This is a genomic window from Prodigiosinella confusarubida (assembly GCF_002847015.1).
In the GTDB taxonomy this organism is placed as follows: Bacteria; Pseudomonadota; Gammaproteobacteria; order Enterobacterales; family Enterobacteriaceae; genus Prodigiosinella; species Prodigiosinella aquatilis.
On the sequence record NZ_CP025085.1, the window covers coordinates 2,772,543 to 2,791,263 of the forward strand.

An 18,721-nucleotide genomic window follows, 5' to 3' on the forward strand; every position below is an offset into this window, starting at 1 on the left:
ATGTTTAAGAAATTTTTACTGGCTATTGGCCTGTTAGCCAGCTTGGTCTTGCTACTGATTACCATGTGGTTATCGTTGCCGCACTGGATGCCACGGCTGTTGGCGTTCTGGTTGCCAACCGGCGCGTCAGTCACTATCGATTCACCTCCTCGCTGGCAGAAAGGCCTCTATCTGCCGGGGTTTAGCGTCAATTTCCAGCAATGTCGGTTTCTGTCGGTGGAGAGCATTGGCTTGCACCGTCGGCAGGGTTTATGGGCCTTGGCGATAGACCGTCTGCATGTCGATGCGACCTGTCTGCAATACTTGCCTGAGGCGGATCACCATACTCCTGCGTCGCTGGCGCAGTGGCAGCGGCGTCTGCCTTTAGCTGATGTCACCATCCATCATTTTTCACTCTCCCCCTGGATTAATGACAACGGCGCATTGCATCTGAAGAGTCGGGCTGAACAGCAGACGGTGGATTTTCAGGGAGAACGACTGGGGTTATTGGCGGATATCAACGGGCAATCACTGACACTGCGTGAAGGTCGTATTGCTACTTATCAGGGACAGCCGCCAGTGAAGCTTAGTGGCACCTTACAATTGGCTACGTTACTGAATCAGTTACCCGTTGAGGGGCATTTACAAGGAAGTATGGTTCCGCTGCAATTGTCAGAGCCGGTAACGGTAGCGTTACATTGGGAGAATAATCACGGCGAATTGACGCTGGGAACGGTGGGCGAAAAGACACCGTTGCTGATTTTGCCCTGGAGTATGGATGCCGACAGAATTCAGGTCACCAATGGACGTTGGCACTGGCCCTATGGCGTTCAGCCGGTGTCGGGAGGCGTTGCCATGACACTGACGGACTGGCAGCAAGGGATAAACCATACCCGCATTGAAGCGCGTATCAATATCCTTACCCAAGGACACAATGGTAAGGCCAATGCGGTACTGGTACTCGGCCCTGGCACGCTGGGGATGGTCGACAGTAATCTGCGTTTTCAACTCACCGGTCAGGCCAATTTAAAAGCCGTGTCTTTCTCGGCGTCGTTGCCAGGGATTCTGCGTGGTCCGGTGCTTAATCCAACGCTATCCATTCTTCCCGGTGCGTTGCTACGAGCCTGGGGAAAGTTAAAGCCAGATATGACGTTGGAAGAGGCCCGCTGGCCGCTGGCAGGCATAACAGTGAGTGAGGCAGGGGTCAGTGGCCGTCTGCAAGCGATTGTTCGGGTGCGAGATGCGTATTGGGGGCGATCCAGGCTCCACTTTGATGGCGTGGCGCACGATTTCTGGCCGGATAACGGCAATTGGCAATGGCGTTATTGGGGGCGAGGGGAATTGCTGCCGTTTCAGGGACACTGGGATATCGCGGGGCATGGTTACTGGAAAGACTCGTTGCTTGAAGTCAGTGCGCTGTCCTGCGGACTGGATCACATTCACTATGGCGCGATTACGGTTGTTAAACCGAGGCTGACGCTGGCGCAACCGTTGCGTTGGCAACGGGACAAAACTGCAAAGTCGTTACAAATGGCATTGCGACTGGTGGCCGAACAGGTGGACTTCGGTGGGGCGAGTTCATTGCCGCCAGCGACCTTGATGCTGAATATTAAAGGACGTGAGCCGGATGATTTTCAATGGGAAGGTCGTTTACAGACAAATGACATAGGTCCAGTGACCTTGTCTGGCCGTTGGGATGGCAAGCGATTACGCGGTAGCGGTTGGTGGCCTGCACAACCACTGCGGGTGTTCCAGCCGCTATTACCCGCGGATTGGAAAATCACTCTTCGGTCCGGTAAATTTTATGCTCAGACGGCATTTTCTGCTGCCCGTGGACAAGGATTTAGTGCTGGCGGACACTGGGTAGTGAAAAATGCAGCGGCGTGGATATCGGACGGTGATGTCAGCGGCGTGAATTTTATTCTGCCTTATCGGTTTCACGATCGCCGCTGGCAACTGGGGGTTAAACAACCAGTCACATTACGGATGGGTACCCTGAATAACCTGTTCCATATACAGAATATCCTGATGACGCTTTCTGGCTATTATCCTTACAGTGACCGATATCCGTTGACGTTGTCACAGGTGGATATGGATGTACTGGGTGGGCATATCTCGCTCTCTCCGTTACGTATTCCACAACATGACGCGGCTATCCTCCGGGCCGAACATATTGAAACGAGTGAGCTTTTTACCGTACTGAAAGTTAAAAAAGTCGCGATGTCTGGTCGTGTAAGTGGCATATTACCGCTTGATTTTACGTATCCAACAACCGTGGTCCAACATGGCTTTTTTACTAATGATGGTGCGTTGACGTTACGCTTGGATCAACAACTGGCCGATGAGCTTGCAAAAAAGAGTTTGACCGATGCTATGGCTGTAGAGTGGCTGCGCTATTTGGAAATTGATCGTTTCTCCGCCAGTATTGATGTGGATAAACAGGGTTGGTTGCTTCTGAAATCACATATTCGTGGTAAAAGTTCCCTGCGCAACGCCAGGCGGGAAGTGATACTGAACTACCATCATCAGGAGAATATTTTTCAATTATGGCGCAGTCTGCGCTTTGGGGATAATTTGCAGGATGCACTGGGACAGCAATTGACGGAATAATAACTAAGGAATCGTGCTATGAAAAAAGTCTGTGCTGCCTTATTACTGTCTATGGTGTGGCTTACCGGATGCATGCCCCGGATTGAACTGGCAGCGTCCAAAGAGCCGATCACGATTAACATGAATGTCAAAATTGATCATGAAATACATATCAAGGTGGATAAGGACACCGCCCAAATGTTGGAAAAATCAGACACCAAAGTCAGCGAAGTGGTAAAGAAAAGCGCGCCTGATAAAGGCGCGCAATAAATTACCAAAGTACAATAAAAAATGGGGGGTAATGAATGATGATGTTTACGCTGTTGCCAACTGGGACAACTGGTCTTTCGCGTCTTGCAGGGCCTTTTGCGCTACATCCGGACCATAGCCAAAACCTTCTGCAAATACGAATTCAATGTCAGTAATGCCAATAAAGCCAAGGAACAAACGCAGATACGGGGTTTGCAGGTCACTTGGCGCGTCTTTATGGATACCGCCGCGGCTGGTTAGTACCACCGCTCGTTTGCCTTTCACCAGACCTTCAACGCCATTTTCACTGTAGCGGAATGTCACACCAGCGCGGGCAATAAGATCAAAGTAATTCTTTAGCTGAGTGGGAATGTTGAAGTTATACATCGGTGCAGTCATAACAATGACATCATGAGCCTGTAGTTCGGTAATCAGCGCATCAGACAGCGTCAGGGCTTCCTGCTGACGTGGCGTCAACGGTTTATCGGAAGGACGCATGGCGCCGACCAGTTCTCCATCCAGTACCGGCACTGGCTCAGCAGCCAGATCGCGTTCGGTAATGGTATCACCGGGATGAGCCGCCAGCCATTGAGCAGTAAAGTGGTCAGCCATTTGGTTTGACTGAGAGAAGTCGGCCAGAATACTTGATTTCAGAACTAATACTTTACTCATTGCCAATTCCTTGTCTTGTTGAAGGTGACGGAGAACATGTCTTCGAATAGAGGCATAATAGGCAGGTTGCCGATGACGTGATAGCTGAATATTTCGAGTGCTTTGTTCGATTTTATTGAATGAGCATTTTCTCCCTGTGTTATAGCCTGTGGCACCAATGTGATACCATGCCCGCCGCATTACCGCCGTAACCGGCTCTGCGCCAGAGAAAAGTATTTAAGGAACGCACCGTGAAATCACCTCTCAATGCATTAAGCCTTCAGATCAATACGTTAATGCTACGCGATCAACCACGCTTGCGCCGCCGTGTGCAAGGCGCGATGAAAGTGGCAAAACCACAAGCTCAGGCGGCGATTGCTCAGGAGATTGAGGGAGAAATTCTTGTCGCCCGCCAGCGGGTGGAAAACCGACGCGCGTCTCTGCCTGTCATCACTTACCCCGAGGCTTTACCGGTCAGCCAGAAGAAAGAGGCTATTCTGGCAGCGATACGCGACCATCAGGTGGTGATTGTGGCGGGGGAAACCGGTTCGGGTAAAACCACCCAGCTACCTAAAATCTGTCTGGAACTGGGGCGAGGCATCACGGGACTGATCGGTCATACTCAGCCACGTCGTCTGGCGGCACGAACGGTGGCGGATCGTATTGCCGCTGAGCTGGAAACGCCGTTGGGCGGCACGATAGGTTATAAGGTGCGTTTTCATGATCAGGTGAGTGATAACACGCTGGTCAAGTTGATGACTGACGGTATTTTGCTGGCGGAAATCCAGCAGGATCGGTTGTTGATGCAATACGACACGATCATCATCGATGAAGCGCATGAGCGCAGTTTGAATATCGACTTTATTCTGGGCTATCTGCGGCAAATTCTGCCCAAACGTCCGGACCTAAAAATCATCATCACGTCGGCCACTATCGATCCTCAACGTTTTTCCCGTCATTTCGGACAGGCGCCAATTATTGAAGTTTCCGGACGTACCTATCCTGTGGATGTACGCTACCGCCCGGTGGTGGAGGATGCGGAAGACAGTGAGCGCGATCAACTGCAAGCGATTTTCGACGCGGTGGATGAGCTGGGACGCGAGGGGCCGGGTGATATCCTGATTTTCATGAGTGGTGAACGCGAAATCCGGGATACCGCCGATGCGCTGACCCGGCTGGATTTACCCCATACTGAAATTTTGCCTTTGTATGCGCGTCTATCCAATCAGGAGCAGAATCGTGTATTTCAGTCGCATCATGGTCGCCGCATTGTGCTTGCCACCAACGTGGCGGAAACCTCGCTTACGGTGCCGGGTATTCGGTATGTCATTGATCCCGGCACGGCACGTATTAGCCGTTACAGTTACCGCACCAAAGTGCAGCGCCTACCGATTGAACCCATTTCACAGGCATCGGCTAACCAGCGGAAGGGCCGCTGTGGTCGCGTAGCGGCTGGCATATGTATCCGGCTTTATGCGGAGCAGGATTTCCTTTCACGACCAGAATTTACCGATCCGGAAATTCTGCGTACCAATCTGGCGTCGGTCATTTTGCAGATGACGTCACTGGGGCTGGGCGATATTTCCGCTTTCCCATTTGTCGAGGCGCCGGATAAACGCAATATTCAAGATGGTATCCGTTTACTGGAAGAACTGGGCGCGATCCAAAGCGGAGAAAACGGGCATTACCATTTATCACAACAGGGGCAGCAACTGGCACAGTTGCCTATCGATCCACGGTTGGCGCGTATGGTGCTTGAAGCTCGCAAGATGGGGTGTGTCCGTGAAGTCATGATTATTACTGCTGCCTTGTCGATTCAGGATCCGCGTGAGCGCCCACTGGATAAGAAGCAGGTGTCAGATGAAAAACATCGGCGCTTTGCCGATAAGGAGTCTGATTTTCTGTCATTTGTGAAACTGTGGGATTATTTGCGCGAGCAGCAGAAAGCGTTGTCTGCCAGCCAATTCCGCAAGTTGTGCCGTACCGATTTCCTGAACTACCTGCGAGTGCGTGAGTGGCAGGATGTCTATACCCAGTTGCGTCAGGTCGTAAAAGAGCTGGGATTACCGGTTAACAGCGAACCTGCCGATTACTTCAGCATTCACTGTGCGTTACTTTCCGGGTTGCTTTCCCATATTGGACAGAAAGATATGGAGAAGCCGGAGTTCAGCGGTGCACGCAATACCCGGTTTGTGATTTTCCCTGGCTCCGGTTTGTTTAAAAAGCCGCCCAAGTGGACCATGGTGGCCGAACTGGTGGAAACCAGCCGGCTCTGGGGGCGGATTGCCGCGCGTATTGAACCGGAATGGGTGGAACCGTTGGCCCAGCATCTGATTAAACGCAGTTACAGTGATCCACATTGGGAGAAAGCACAGGGTGCGGTCATCGCTCAGGAAAAGGTAACGCTGTTCGGTTTACCGGTCGTGGCGGCACGCAAGGTGAATTATGGCTCCATTGACCCGCAGCTATCCCGTGAGCTGTTTATCCGCCACGGGTTGGTTGAAGGTGACTGGCAGACACGGCATGTATTTTTCCGCGCCAATCTGAAGCTACTGGCTGAAGTAGAGGAGCTGGAAAATAAATCCCGCCGTCGCGACATCCTGGTGGATGATGAGACGCTGTTTGCGTTTTACGATCAACGGATTCCACCTGATGTCATTTCCGCTCGTCATTTTGACGCCTGGTGGAAGACCGCCAGCCAGTCGGACGCTGATCTGCTGAATTTTGAAAAGAATATGCTGATTAAAGACGGTGCGGATAGCGTCAGTGCACTGGATTACCCCAACTTCTGGCACCAGGATAATATCAAACTGCGACTGAGCTATCAGTTTGAACCAGGAGCTGACGCTGACGGCGTTACGGTGCATATTCCACTGCCGATTCTCAATCAGGTGAAAGAAGATGGCTTTGAATGGCAGATTCCCGGCGTGCGGCGTGACTTGGTGATTGCGCTGATTAAATCGCTGCCAAAACCAACCCGACGCAATTTTGTGCCTGCACCTAACTACGCTGAGGCGTTTCTGGCTCGAGTAACACCGCTGGAAAAAGGGCTGTTGGACGCACTGGAACGAGAACTACGTTTGATGACCGGCGTGACGGTTCCTCGTGAAGAGTGGCAGTGGGATCAGGTGCCCGATCATCTTAAAATGACCTTCCGCGTGTTAGATGAAAAGAATCGCACTTTGCGGGAAGGGAAGAGCCTGAGTAATCTGAAGGAACAGTTGAAAGATAAGGTACAGCAAACGTTATCAGCTGTGGCAGATGAGGGTATTGAACAAAATGATCTGCACACCTGGAGTTTTGACCACCTGCCCGAGTGCTATGAGCAGAAACGCGGTGGTTATGCGGTGAAAGCCTATCCGGCGTTAGTGGATGAAAAGGACAGCGTGGCAATTCGCCTGTTTGATACACCACATCAGCAGCAACAAATGATGTCGCGAGGGTTGCGGCGATTGTTACTGCTGAATATTCCTTCCCCTATCAAGTATCTACATGAAAAGTTGCCCAATAAAGCCAAGCTGGGATTGTATTTTAATCCTTATGGCAAGGTGCTGGATCTGATTGATGACTGCATTGCCTGTGGTGTGGATATGCTCATAAGGGAGTTTGGCGGGCCGGTGTGGAAAGAAGAGGATTATCTGCGGTTGCATGACAAAGTCCGTGCCGAGCTAAATGACACGGTGGTGGATATTGCCAGGCAAGTAGAGCAGATCCTGACGACGGGTTTTGCCATCAACAAACGGTTGAAAGGGCGGGTAGACATTACCATGGCGCTGGCGCTGAGTGATATCAAAACCCAGCTTAATGGGTTAGTTTACCGCGGCTTTGTGACTGAAAATGGCTGGCAGCGTTTGCCGGATGTATTGCGTTATCTGCGGGCGATTGAACGGCGGCTGGAAAAACTGGCACAAGACATTAATCGTGATCGGGCGCAGATGCTGAAAATCGAACAGGTTCAGCGGGCCTGGCAGCAGTGGTTGCACAAATTGCCGCTGGAACGTCGGGATGATGAGGACGTAAAAGCGATTCGCTGGATGATTGAAGAACTGCGGGTCAGCTATTTTGCCCAGCAACTTGGTACGCCTTACCCCATTTCTGATAAACGCATCCTGCAAGCGATGGAGCAGCTTGACGTTTAAACCTGGTTTTTCCCCGGTTCCGGTCAGCTTCAGCATGCATCCCCGTTTATGCCATTGAACGGGCAGATACGGTAACCATTTTTCGGAAGAAGGGCGTTTTCAGTTCAGAAAACGCCGATAAGCTGATTCAGTGGGATGCGTGTTCAGACAACGTTTCTAATTGTTGACGAATAGCGGTAACGGCCACGGCACGGTTGTCTGCCTGGTTTCGGGCACTGGCGTCCGGAGCGGAGCTTTGAATCCCCATCAACACCCAGCCATTAGGGGTTTTCAACATCAACGGCGAGCCACTGTCGCCCGGTAAAGTGTCGCACCGGTGTGACATCACGGCCTTGTGTACCCAACCCGTAATCAGACAATTCTGGTGCCGGTACAGTGTTTCCTGGTGATCTTCCGGATAACCCGCCTGAGTAACGTGCTGGTGTGCCTGCGCTAAGGCGATTTTCAATGCCTCCAGCGAGCCTGACCATAACGGTAATGGTTTGATATTGGGTGGCGTCTGTTTCAGGCGGATAAGCGCGTAATCCCACGGTGCCGCAGCGGGGGGAACGATCCAATCGTCTCCATCGGCCTTCAGTCGTTTGGCCAGCCGTCTGTTGGTTAGCGCTACAATCTGGTGGGTCTCATAGCGCCAGCCGTTGCCGGTAGGTAAAAAGCGTAAGGCAATGGGTTTGTCGGCGACACCTGGAGGCGCAAGCACGCAATGCCCTGCGGTAAGTGCCAGATGTGGCGAAATCAGTGTTGCCGTGCAGAGATTACCGCTGGCGGTTTCTAACTGGCCGATGGCCTGCCAGGGCCATTGGGATACATCAGGAACTTTATCGCGATCATCATGGTTAAAAAACAGGATTTGCTTTTGCTGCTCAGCGCTGGGAACGGTATCTGCCCAAACCGTTGGAGCAAGAAGGGTGAATGAACATAACAAGCAGGCTGATATGCGCATAGAAGAGTTCGCCTTTGAGTAAAATTCAGCGTGTTAACAATGGGGTGAAATAGCTAATAGTATGAAATAACTATAGACGGATTTGCTGTTGGACGGATCGGACACCATTGCTGTCATCCCATCGATGATATGAAAATAAATTACAGGAAAAACAGTATGATAACCAACGCGCAAATAAGCAGAAAGGACAATACGATTTCAAATGAATAACGACGCAGCATCATCCTATCCCCATGAAATAAACACCCGGTCAAACCGGGTGTTTAAGGTCACTTATGTCATGTTGGAAGTTGAATAATGAGCGAATCACTTCCTGTATTCATGACTGTCGATAGACAGCATGCTTAATTAAGCTGCCGGGGTAGCAGTCTTCTTGGCCGGAGTGTGTTTTTTCACAACTTTTTTCTTGGCTGCCTGAGCTTTCTGGGCAGGGGTAACGTGTTTTTTCACAACTTTTTTCTTAGCGGCCTGTGCTTTTTGAGCAGGGGTTGCTGTTTGTTTTGCATGTTTCACATGCTTAACATGTCTTACGTGCTTAACATGTTTCTTAACATGAGCGGTTTTAGCCATAGTTGTTGACGCGCTAGCGGTAGGCGCCGTTGTAGCAGCATCAGCTGCAAAGGCAACAGAGGACAGACCCAGAGCTACACCTGCGATCATTACTAATACTTTATTCATCATCATTTCCTCATTATCCAATTCGTATTTCGAACCCCTAAGGTGGGCCGATGAAAGGAGAATAAGCGAATATAAGCTATCACTCTGTGAGTGATTGGTTTCCGCGTGTAACGAATTGTACAACCTTTGTCGGCAAACCACCGGAAGCCGATGTAGAGGTGATGACTGGCCAGCGAAAAATAAACCGTGCACCGCCCAGTGAACTGCTTTTCACACTGATGTCTCCACCATGAGCGCGGACGATGGCGTGAACAATCGCCAGACCCAGTCCACAGCCGCCACTGCTGTTTTCAATACCAGAATCAAGCCGAATAAAAGGTTCAAAGATGGTTTCTCTATCTTGTGGGGCGATGCCGGGCCCATCATCTTCAACTTGCAGACAGGCTACGCCTTGATCCAGAGTGAGTCCTATCCGCAAGCGGTTTTTGCAGAAACGCAGCGCATTAGTGACCAGATTATTTAAAACTCGCTCCATCAGCCGTAAATCGACATAGCCGAAATTAGCGGATTGATGAATATCCAGCTCAATTTTTTTATCCGCATGAACCAGTTGAAAATCCTGAACCCGCTTTTGTAACCAGTCTGATAAGGCAATGGCTTCCAGATGCAGTGTGACTTGTGGCCGATCAAGACGAGCGTAAGTGAGTAATTCATCAATTAATGCCTCCAGTTGACTGATGTCCCGGTTAATCGATTCTTGCTCCTTTTCGGTCAGATTGTCGCTGATTGCCAGGCGGTAGCGCAGGCGCACCAAGGGAGTTCGCAGTTCATGAGCGATGTTGTCAATGAGCTGTTTTTTACTGGCAATCAGTTGATTCAGATTGTCCGCCATACGATTAAAGGCCACCCCGAGACGGAAAAGACTAGAGGTGTTGTCAAAGTGAGTACGTTCTTCTAGATGCCCGTCCCCCAGTCGTTGGGCCGCGCTTTCCAGTTGCAGCATCGCTTTCCAGTGTGGGCGCATCCACAAAAATACGGGTAGTGCCAGCGACAGGCCGATCAGCATCAGTACAAATAAATTAAGAAGCCGGATTTCATGCAGGAAAAACAGATAAGGAATCGGACCAACGGCCAAAACGTAGTGGCTGCGGGGGATGCGTTGAATAAACGTGTATTCATCGTCCAGTGCGATGATCTCGCCCTGTACCAGGCGCTGATGTTCCCGGGTACTGAGCGTGTATTTACTGATGGGTTCGATGTGCAGTTTGAATGAAAGATTCAGGTCCATCTGATTAATGGTCTGATGCCATTCGCGTGGGGGAATAGCGCGCAGCTCATTGCGGATCAGATAAAGTGAGCTTTTCATCAGGTCATTCATGGACTGTCGACCCGCGCGTTCAGCAGTAACTTTATAAACCAGCCCGACCAGCAGGGTCATTACCAAAAAGCTGGCAAAAAGTAACAGAAAAAACTGAATAAACAGCTTTCTCATGATAAGCGTGTCTCCCAGGCGTTGGGGGCGAACAGATAGCCTTTGTTACGGATAGTTTTGATACGAACGGGTTCCAGCGCATTGTCGTACAATTTTTTGCGCAGACGGGAAATGGCGACGTCTATACTGCGATCCATGCCGTCATAACTGACACCTCGCAGGTTTTTGAGCAATGCTTCCCGGTCCATGATTTGCCCGGCATGAGTAGCCAGTTGCCACAGAAGATCAAAATCGGCGGTGGATAGTACGATGTTTTCATTATCCAGTGTAACTTCCCAATTGATCGGGTCGATGCACAATAGACCAAAGTTCAAGGGTTTATGCAGCTGCACTGACTGTGGTTTATCCAACGGAGACGAAGGTGTCGCCGCGTATTGACGGAAATGCAGTCGTAGCCGCGCTAACAACACCGCTGGCGGTGTGGTTTTCAGAATGTAGTCATCAGCACCCATCTCCAACGCCAGAATATGGTTCATGTCGCTATCAAGAGAGGTTAGTAGAACGATAGGACCGGAAAATACCGGTCGCAGTTCACGGCAGAGCGTCATGCCGTCTTTGCCGGGCAACATAATATCCAGCAGTATCAGGTCAGGCTTTTGTTTTTCAATAAATGCCAGAGCCGTGTCCCCTCGGGGCTCTATCTGCACATCAATATCATGTTTGCCTAAATACGCTGCGATCAATTTGCCTATTTCAGCATCATCTTCAACAAAAACAATTTTATACATGTTTGTAAACTCACAACTTAAAGCATTCCAAAGCATAGGGTTACGTCACCCGCGGCGCTATTACTGCGGTGTAAACAAGCGTGTCAGGTTAGCGTAGCGGGCGACCACCGTCTAATCCCAGCGTCTTACCGGTCATGTAGTGACTACTCAACAGATAATGAACCAGCCGGACAACCTCTTCTTCGCCAGGTACGGTTTCTATCAAGGATTTTTTCAGAGCTTTCTGACGATACCTGGTCGTATCGTCCGGGTGAAACATGATCAATGCTGGCGCAATGGCATTGACTTTGACATCGGGTGCCAGCTTCTTGGCAAAGGAGCGGGTCATATTGTCCAGCGCCGCTTTACTGGCGGCATAGGCAATGTGCTTCTCACTGCCTTTTTCCACGACATAATCGGTTAGATGAATGATATCGCTTCCTCCGACCCCCTGACCATACAGACAAGATTCCAGCAGTTGATTAAGTAGGTAAGGGGTATAAACGTGGATTTGCAACATTTCTGCCAGCGTTTGTTCCAGCGGCTCATCATGCTGTTCAGCCCGCCATGTGCTGGCGTTATGAATAACGGCCCGCAACTTCGGCGCCAGCGCCTTGACGCGTTTGGCAAAATCATAAACGTTTTCGGTAGTTGAAAAATCAGCTTGCAGGCAGATTGCACCCTGCTGTGACAATATTTCCAGCGACGGGTAGTATGTACGCCAACTGACAATCACTGGCACATTCTGTGCCAAAAAGGAGTGTGCCAACGCCAGACCAATGCGTTTCGCACCACCGGTAATCAGCACGGGTGCGGTAAAAGAAGTTGCCACAATAAAAGCTCCTGCTTTTGCGGAGTAACACTACAATTATTCAAGACACTATACCTTATTACGTCTTTTTTGCGTTGTAATGCGCGATGGTGAATGGCGGAATTGACCCACTGGTAACGGAGAGGAGAAACCGATGAAAAAGGTTCATCTTGTACCTACAAACTCCAGTGAAAGAATCTGCATTGATTACACCGCTTATCTTGGTGCGTTGTGCAACAAGCGCTGGCGCTTTATTGATGCAATCTATGGCGTGATGCCGATTTTCGGTATTGTCACGAAAATGCCGGAGAGGGAACCCGCTACTGAAAATGAGAAACTTGAGACGCTGGCGTTGCAAGTACTGTCAACACAGGTCAGCGATGAAACCAATATCGCTCGTTTGATTACCCTGGCGCAGCAGCAGGGACTGACGGATATTGATATCCGTCTGCCCTATGCCCTTTCAATGGAGCAACTACAGGCTATTGGCCAGGAATGCGATAACTGTTTGCTGGCATTGACGCAGTATGAAGAATATCTGTCTATCCACATTACCGTGCCTATGCCGGGAAATGCTCCGTGAATCCTGCCTGATATATGCAGTAGATCCTTTACACTTTATTCTGGTGGTGTGTCTTGCAGCGATGCTGTCGCCTCCAGTGCTTGTTCCAACGTAGCGTAAAAGCTTAAACGGTTGGCGATGGGCATTACATTGGCCCGCGCCAGAGTTTTTAGTGGCTGGAACGGAATATCCGTAATGATCAGATGTTTGTCGGCAGGCAGCAGTTCACTGAAACGCATGAACGCACTCAAACCACCCGCATCCAATACCGGTACGGCATCCCACTGCAAAATAATGGTGTGATATCCTTCACTACGCTCCAGCAGATCGTTAAAAATGCGTTCCGCGGCAGCGAAAAACAGTGGGCCATTCACGCGTAAAACCAGTCTCTCGTTCGGCAGCTTTCCCGCCAACTCACTCAATCGGGTCATTTTGGCGATGCTGCGCATAAATAGCAGTGATGCCAGCACAATGCCCACGGTAATGGCAATAACCATGTCAAACAGCACAGTCAATGACATACACAACACCATCACGATGATGTCGTCTCTGGGGGCCCGACGTAGCAGATCAATTACCTTGTGGGCTTCACTCATGTTCCAGGAAACAATAAGCAAAAGAGCAGCCATCGCTGCCATTGGCAGGTAAGAGAGTGACGGTGCCAGCACCAGCAGGGCCAGTAGTACCAGCAAAGCATGAATCACCGCAGAAACAGGTGATGTAGCACCGGCTCGCACGTTGGCGGCTGAACGGGCAATGGCGGCGGTGGCGGTAATGCCGCCGAAAAAAGGCGCAATGATGTTGCCGAAACCTTGTCCCACCAGCTCAGCGTTTGAGCGATGTTTCCGGCCAGTCATACCATCCAGCACCACAGCGCACAGCAGTGATTCAATAGCGCCAAGCATCGCCATGGAAAACGCCGCCGGGAGTAAGGCAGAAATACTCTGCCAACTGAGCGTCATGGTTTGTCCACTGGCTGAGGGAACATTCCAGGGAAGTACAAGTTGGGGAAGAATAGCCGGGATACCCTGACCCTGAGAGCCATCCGCCAGCAGATAGCTAAAGCGAGAGCCAATGGTCGCAACTTCTATATGCATCAATGACAGTATTCCCATGACAGCCGTACCTGCCAGCAATGCGGGCAAATGTCCGGGCACGCGAATATGCAATTTTGGCCAGATAAGCAAGACAAACAAGGTTGTACCGCCAATAAGCAAATCACCGATCTGTAGTGAAGGAAGCGCATGAACGATTGCTATTACTTTCCCGACGTAGTGTTCTGGCATTACCGGCATCGTCAGACCAAAGAAATCCTTGATTTGCATGGTCGCGATGGTAATACCGATCCCGGAGGTAAAACCGAGAGTGACAGACAAGGGAATATATTCGATCAGGCGACCAAGGCGGCACACCCCCATCAGCAACAAAAATACGCCAGAAAGTAATGTGGCCACTAATAACCCGGAGAGCCCAAATTGCTGGGATACCGGATAGAGAATGACCACAAATGCGGCAGTTGGACCGGATACGCTGTAGCGGGAGCCGCCACTGAGTGCAATCACCAGCCCGGCGACGGCGGAAGTATAAAGCCCGTATTGCGGTGGAACGCCACTGGCGATAGCCAATGCCATCGCCAGTGGTATGGCAATGATACCTACAGTGATACCGGCAATAACATCATGAGTGAAGCGCTGTAACGTATATTTTTCACGCCAGCATGCCTCTATCAGCGCGCTGAACGGTGTCGTGCCGTTAATTCGGTGTGAGTTCATCTAAGGCAAAAAACCAACAAAAAGAAAAGGGAATGACGAGTCGCCAGTCAGTGACCCGACGTAGATTGAAGCGCTACGATACGCTCTTTGTCTGATGGAGATCCAGAGGTATATCAAGAGAAAGGTGTTACCCCTGTTGAGGGAGTGAAATGTAGCCTATTATTGGGAAATTCAGTTCTATTACAGCACTATTATCCTAATATCAGTGGGAAATAGCGCCGGATATGGGTTGCCATTCACCACATAGATGCACCGATAAGGGAAAAGGATGTTATTACTTTCAGCGAATTTATTATTCTTAATGTGTAATAGATTATTTTTTGCAATTAATTTATGTGCACATAACAGACTGATTATTTATTATTCATAACCATGGTTTACATTTTTAATCTTATTGTTTTTATTGGCTACTGCGGCTTAGAAAAAATGAGCGGTATATAACGGCAATTGCACAGACTCAATAGAATGCAAAAACAGTAATGATTGGTTATCTTTTGCCGTAATATAATCAAACTTACATTGATGATCCAGTTTATCATCGGTGAGAATATAGCGTGTCAAATGCATGGTAGACATGGTAGAAAAGTTTTGGGGCGAGGGTGGTAAGCTGTGTTAACGCGTGATTTTTTGCAAAAAGCAGATTGTAGAACATCGTTTGGTTGTATTGAGGAAACTTTATTACTCACCCCACAGCAACGCGCTGATTCATTGGCGAAAACACTGGCATGTCGTCCTAATGACAGTCCGGTTTGGGTGTTTGGCTATGGTTCTTTGATGTGGAATCCGGTATTTGATGCTGAAGAGAAGAGCCTGGCGACGCTCAACGGCTGGCATCGGGCATTCTGTCTGCGTTTGACGGCTGGTCGTGGTACGGAAAGCCAGCCTGGTCGAATGCTCGGTCTGAAACCGGGTGGTAGTACTACCGGATTGGCCTATCGTTTGTCGGAAGCCACGCTACAGGAAGAGCTGGAATTACTCTGGAAGCGTGAAATGCTGACCGGTTGTTATCGTCCGTTATGGTGTGAGTTACTGCGGCATGGCGGCGAGCCTATTTCAGCATTGGTGTTTGTCACTAATCCTGATCACCCTCAAGTGGAAGCGGATACCTGTATTCAGCATGTGGCACCGTTGATCGCCCAGGCCAGCGGGCCGTTGGGTACTAATGCGCAATATCTGTTTGCACTGGAACAGGAGCTTTATCATTACGGTATGACTGATGACGATCTGACGGCGTTGGCCAGACAAGTATGGAAATTACAGAGCGGCTACTGAAACATTCATGAATAAACCGATTTCTGGGTAATCGGGGTAACAAATTTGCCGAGAGCAGATCCCCGCTTTCGCGGGGATAACCGGTTAAACAACAGCAACGCACCTGCTTGCACAGAGGGATGTTCTTGTGAGAGCGAAGCCGTTCCTTATCAAATTGATTACCAGCCTACGCCAAGTCCCAATGTATATAATGTGTCGTTGACATTACCCTGTACGCTTTCGGTACGGGCGCGTGTCACTTTCATGACCACAGAAGACCAATTGGTTACTTTGAAACGCAGCCCTACGCCAGCCTTGAAATATAATGGTGTGGTGCCGTCAAAGGAGCGGCCGATTTCACCGTCGGTAAAGGCTTCAGTACGCTTACCGAACAGGAAGCGATCATAATTCCATTTAAGACCACTGGAGTAGAAGTTGTCCTTCTCGTCATTTTGGTAAATGAATTCCTGTGAGTTGATCAGCGTCGTTATAGAGAACGAGCCCAGGTCGTTGTCCCAGAACTGATAACCAGGACCGGTACCGAAAGAGCGGTTGATTTTGATATCTTCAACCCAGTCTCGCTTGTATTGATAACGGGTCTGCCAGAACCAATTCTCGTCGATGAATTTATCCAGTGCATATTCACCAGCCGCATTTTTGGTACTTTCCACTTCATCTTCTTTGGCCATATGGTAGCTGGCATCAATGTTGTGACGCCAGGTACCGTGGCGAAGTTTGGTGTTTAGCGTGACATCATGATTATCGGTTTCAGTAGAGCTTTTCTTGTGAGATAGGCTGACATCAATATTACCTTTCCAAGAGAAGTCCGCTATCAGCGGCTTAGGCTCGACCATAGTGGTGATACTTGATAGTGGCAAGGTTTCCTGCGCGCCACTGACCTGACCATCGTCGATAGCAGGCCGGGCGATGATCGCACGCGTTTCGGCCGGTTTTATCGATGGATAAAGCGTACCTTTTTCGTAGCGATGACCCTGAATGATCATTCCATGGTCGGTCTGGAAAGTTTTTACTTTATCCCAGGAGATAGAAACGGTGTCCGCATAGTCTGTTTTGATGAACAGTTTGCCGCTATCCAGTAGGGTGATTTGTCCGCTGAGCTTGTCGCCGTTGGCTAACCAGACCGTGTCTGCATAACTGCAAGAAATACCTGCGGCACTGAGACTGATAAACAGGCTCAGAGACGATATTGCATATTTGGAGTTTGTCATTTTGTCAGATAAACAGTAGTGACTCATAGTGAAAGACGTCATTGAGGACGTACGGCCGATAAAGAAAAAGCCGGTTCTACCCGGCGGTGCAAACATTAACAGGAATCATGCTGAGGCTCTATGCATAACTGTCTTATTGATAGAATGTAAATTGTTATAAATAACGCTATTAATGAGGTTCCGCTATATATGACGCGAATCATATTGTTGTCACTGTTATAGCGGAATAGATAATTACACCGCGCGACTTGGTGGCCCAGCCTGAGGAGACAAAAAGCGTGCTGTCAGCGATTGACGCAGTTTGATGACTACCCGTTCCTGAAAGAGCAGGCAAAGGAGAATGGTGGAAAGCAGGAATATGCCGTAACCGACAAGTGACAATTGCACCTGACCGGCTATGCTGATGCACTGTGACCAATTAGTGAAGCACTCGATCGGATTACCACGTACCAGTTGTTCACCCGTGCGGAACAGATTAAACAGCGGGACATGCAACGCAAAAATAGATAATGAGGTCGCTCCCAGTCGAGTCGACCAGGTTTTTATCCAGGTGTGGTCGGGTTCTTTGGCTTGTGCACACAGATATACCAGTGCAACCTGTGCGGGTAGCAGTAACCCGTTGTGCAGCAGAAAATACCAATAAGGCGCTCCGCTCCGGGTGAACAACCAGGTGGCAGCAATAAAGCTTAATCCGATAAAACATCCCAGCCCTCTGTTTTGCCAGGATGTCAGTGCCGGCAATTGGCCGTCACGGCATTTGCGAAAAATAGCATAGCCAAGCACACCGGCCAAAAACTCGGGTAGACGAAGGAGCGGCGCACGTTGCAATAAGCCGGTATAAGGTATGCCGTACCATTGGTGCCAGACGGCCAATACAGCGGGCACCAGGTAGAATAGGCATATCATTGCCAGCCACAGGCGGGGATAACGGCGGTTCACCAACCAGGGTGCCAGCAACGGAAATAACAGATAAAAGAAAAACAGGGTGGACAAAGACCATAATGGCGCATTAAACGTCAGAAAATAAGGGTTCCATGCCTGAAGCATCAACAGTTGCAGCAAGCTGTTAAACATCAACTGGCTGTTGGTCATGTAATGCCGCAACGTTTCAGGATTTACACTGGGATCATTGCTGTCATAGATAACAAAACGGGCACTGGCCGCCTGACCTTCAGGAGGAATGGCTAGCCAGTACATCAGGCTAACGGCCAGGATTGATGTTACTAAGCCGATAATATGTATTGGATACAGATTAAAGAAACGCTTGGCTAAAAATACCCGTGCCGGTTCTCGTAACTGGCCATTCCGAATGTAGACATGAGTCAACAAAAAACCTGACAGTACAAAAAAAGTACTGGTGGCAAAGAATCCCATACTGGTCAGTTCACTGAGGAAAGGGATGCTTTTACGTTGCGGGTAAAAATGGAATGTATGATAAATCATGACATAACAGCCCAACAGAAAGCGAAGCCATTCCAGTCCGATAAATCGCTCTTTACTACCAACTTGCATTATTTATCCTCCAGTGCCTGATAACAACGCAATGAAGCGCAGTAATAGCACTAGTCTAGTCAATAAATATGGGGAAATATTTAGGAAAACGGCTATAAATTAAGAGAAGTCTTTTGAATGCCTCAATATACAAGTAATTATGAAAAGTAATGTATAGAACCGTATATCTGTGTATTTTATTATTGGATTAATAAACAAAGGGTTATATAAGAATTTA

General features: G+C 49.4%; 14 protein-coding genes. 5 read left to right on the forward strand and 9 right to left on the reverse strand.

Features of this window, described 5'->3' with window-relative positions; all coding sequences use genetic code 11:
- Both CWC46_RS12520 and CWC46_RS12525 read left to right on the forward strand, forming a co-directional pair.
- Complete coding sequence (locus CWC46_RS12520) at positions 1-2,589, forward strand: YdbH family protein (RefSeq protein ID WP_021016228.1); 2,589 nt, start codon at positions 1-3, stop codon at positions 2,587-2,589.
- A gap of 18 nt (positions 2,590-2,607) precedes the next feature.
- On the forward strand, positions 2,608-2,838 hold the full coding sequence (locus tag CWC46_RS12525) for a YnbE family lipoprotein (protein WP_021016227.1): 231 nt from the start codon (positions 2,608-2,610) through the stop codon (positions 2,836-2,838).
- Positions 2,839-2,883: 45 nt separating this feature from the next.
- Here the strand turns inward: CWC46_RS12525 and CWC46_RS12530 are convergent, their stop codons facing one another.
- Positions 2,884-3,489, reverse strand: coding sequence for an FMN-dependent NADH-azoreductase (locus tag CWC46_RS12530; RefSeq protein ID WP_021016226.1), 606 nt, complete (start codon positions 3,487-3,489; stop codon positions 2,884-2,886).
- Positions 3,490-3,719: 230 nt separating this feature from the next.
- Here CWC46_RS12530 and hrpA point away from each other — a divergent pair, with 230 nt between their 5' ends.
- Complete coding sequence (gene hrpA, locus CWC46_RS12535; RefSeq protein ID WP_021016225.1) at positions 3,720-7,607, forward strand: ATP-dependent RNA helicase HrpA; 3,888 nt, start codon at positions 3,720-3,722, stop codon at positions 7,605-7,607.
- Between the two features lie 127 nt (positions 7,608-7,734).
- Here the strand turns inward: hrpA and CWC46_RS12540 are convergent, their stop codons facing one another.
- The 5 genes from CWC46_RS12540 to folM all read right to left on the reverse strand — a co-directional run bounded on the left by CWC46_RS12540 (position 7,735) and on the right by folM (position 12,199).
- Positions 7,735-8,550 (reverse strand): trypsin-like serine peptidase, encoded by an 816-nt coding sequence (locus CWC46_RS12540; RefSeq protein WP_021016224.1) that lies wholly within the window; start codon positions 8,548-8,550, stop codon positions 7,735-7,737.
- 348 nt (positions 8,551-8,898) lie between these two features.
- Positions 8,899-9,228: an acid resistance repetitive basic protein Asr gene (gene asr, locus CWC46_RS12545; protein ID WP_021016223.1), complete on the reverse strand. Its 330-nt coding sequence runs from the start codon at positions 9,226-9,228 to the stop codon at positions 8,899-8,901.
- Positions 9,229-9,307: 79 nt separating this feature from the next.
- A complete protein-coding gene (rstB, locus tag CWC46_RS12550; RefSeq protein WP_021016222.1) occupies positions 9,308-10,660 on the reverse strand; it encodes a two-component system sensor histidine kinase RstB in 1,353 nt (450 codons plus the stop codon).
- The gene (gene rstA / locus CWC46_RS12555) at positions 10,657-11,388 is read right to left on the reverse strand and encodes a two-component system response regulator RstA (protein ID WP_021016221.1); all 732 of its coding nucleotides are present in this window, start codon (positions 11,386-11,388) and stop codon (positions 10,657-10,659) included. Before rstA ends, rstB begins: the two co-directional genes overlap by 4 nt.
- A gap of 88 nt (positions 11,389-11,476) precedes the next feature.
- Positions 11,477-12,199, reverse strand: coding sequence for a dihydromonapterin reductase (gene folM, locus CWC46_RS12560; RefSeq protein ID WP_021016220.1), 723 nt, complete (start codon positions 12,197-12,199; stop codon positions 11,477-11,479).
- Positions 12,200-12,332: 133 nt separating this feature from the next.
- On the opposite strand from folM, the gene CWC46_RS12565 reads away from it, so the two are divergent.
- The gene (locus tag CWC46_RS12565; protein ID WP_021016219.1) at positions 12,333-12,761 is read left to right on the forward strand and encodes a hypothetical protein; all 429 of its coding nucleotides are present in this window, start codon (positions 12,333-12,335) and stop codon (positions 12,759-12,761) included.
- A 35-nt stretch (positions 12,762-12,796) separates the two neighbouring features.
- Here the strand turns inward: CWC46_RS12565 and dauA are convergent, their stop codons facing one another.
- Positions 12,797-14,512 carry a C4-dicarboxylic acid transporter DauA gene (gene dauA, locus CWC46_RS12570; RefSeq protein ID WP_021016218.1) on the reverse strand — a complete coding sequence of 572 codons (1,716 nt, stop codon included), beginning with the start codon at positions 14,510-14,512 and terminating at the stop codon, positions 12,797-12,799.
- Between the two features lie 609 nt (positions 14,513-15,121).
- On the opposite strand from dauA, the gene CWC46_RS12575 reads away from it, so the two are divergent.
- Entirely contained in the window at positions 15,122-15,784 is a 663-nt protein-coding gene (locus tag CWC46_RS12575) for a gamma-glutamylcyclotransferase (protein ID WP_021016217.1), read from the forward strand.
- Between the two features lie 158 nt (positions 15,785-15,942).
- Here CWC46_RS12575 and CWC46_RS12580 read toward each other — a convergent pair whose 3' ends face one another.
- Both CWC46_RS12580 and CWC46_RS12585 read right to left on the reverse strand, forming a co-directional pair.
- On the reverse strand, positions 15,943-16,992 hold the full coding sequence (locus CWC46_RS12580; protein ID WP_037382054.1) for a DUF481 domain-containing protein: 1,050 nt from the start codon (positions 16,990-16,992) through the stop codon (positions 15,943-15,945).
- Positions 16,993-17,226: 234 nt separating this feature from the next.
- Positions 17,227-18,504 (reverse strand): acyltransferase family protein, encoded by a 1,278-nt coding sequence (locus CWC46_RS12585; protein ID WP_021016215.1) that lies wholly within the window; start codon positions 18,502-18,504, stop codon positions 17,227-17,229.
- Positions 18,505-18,721 lie beyond the last annotated feature (217 nt).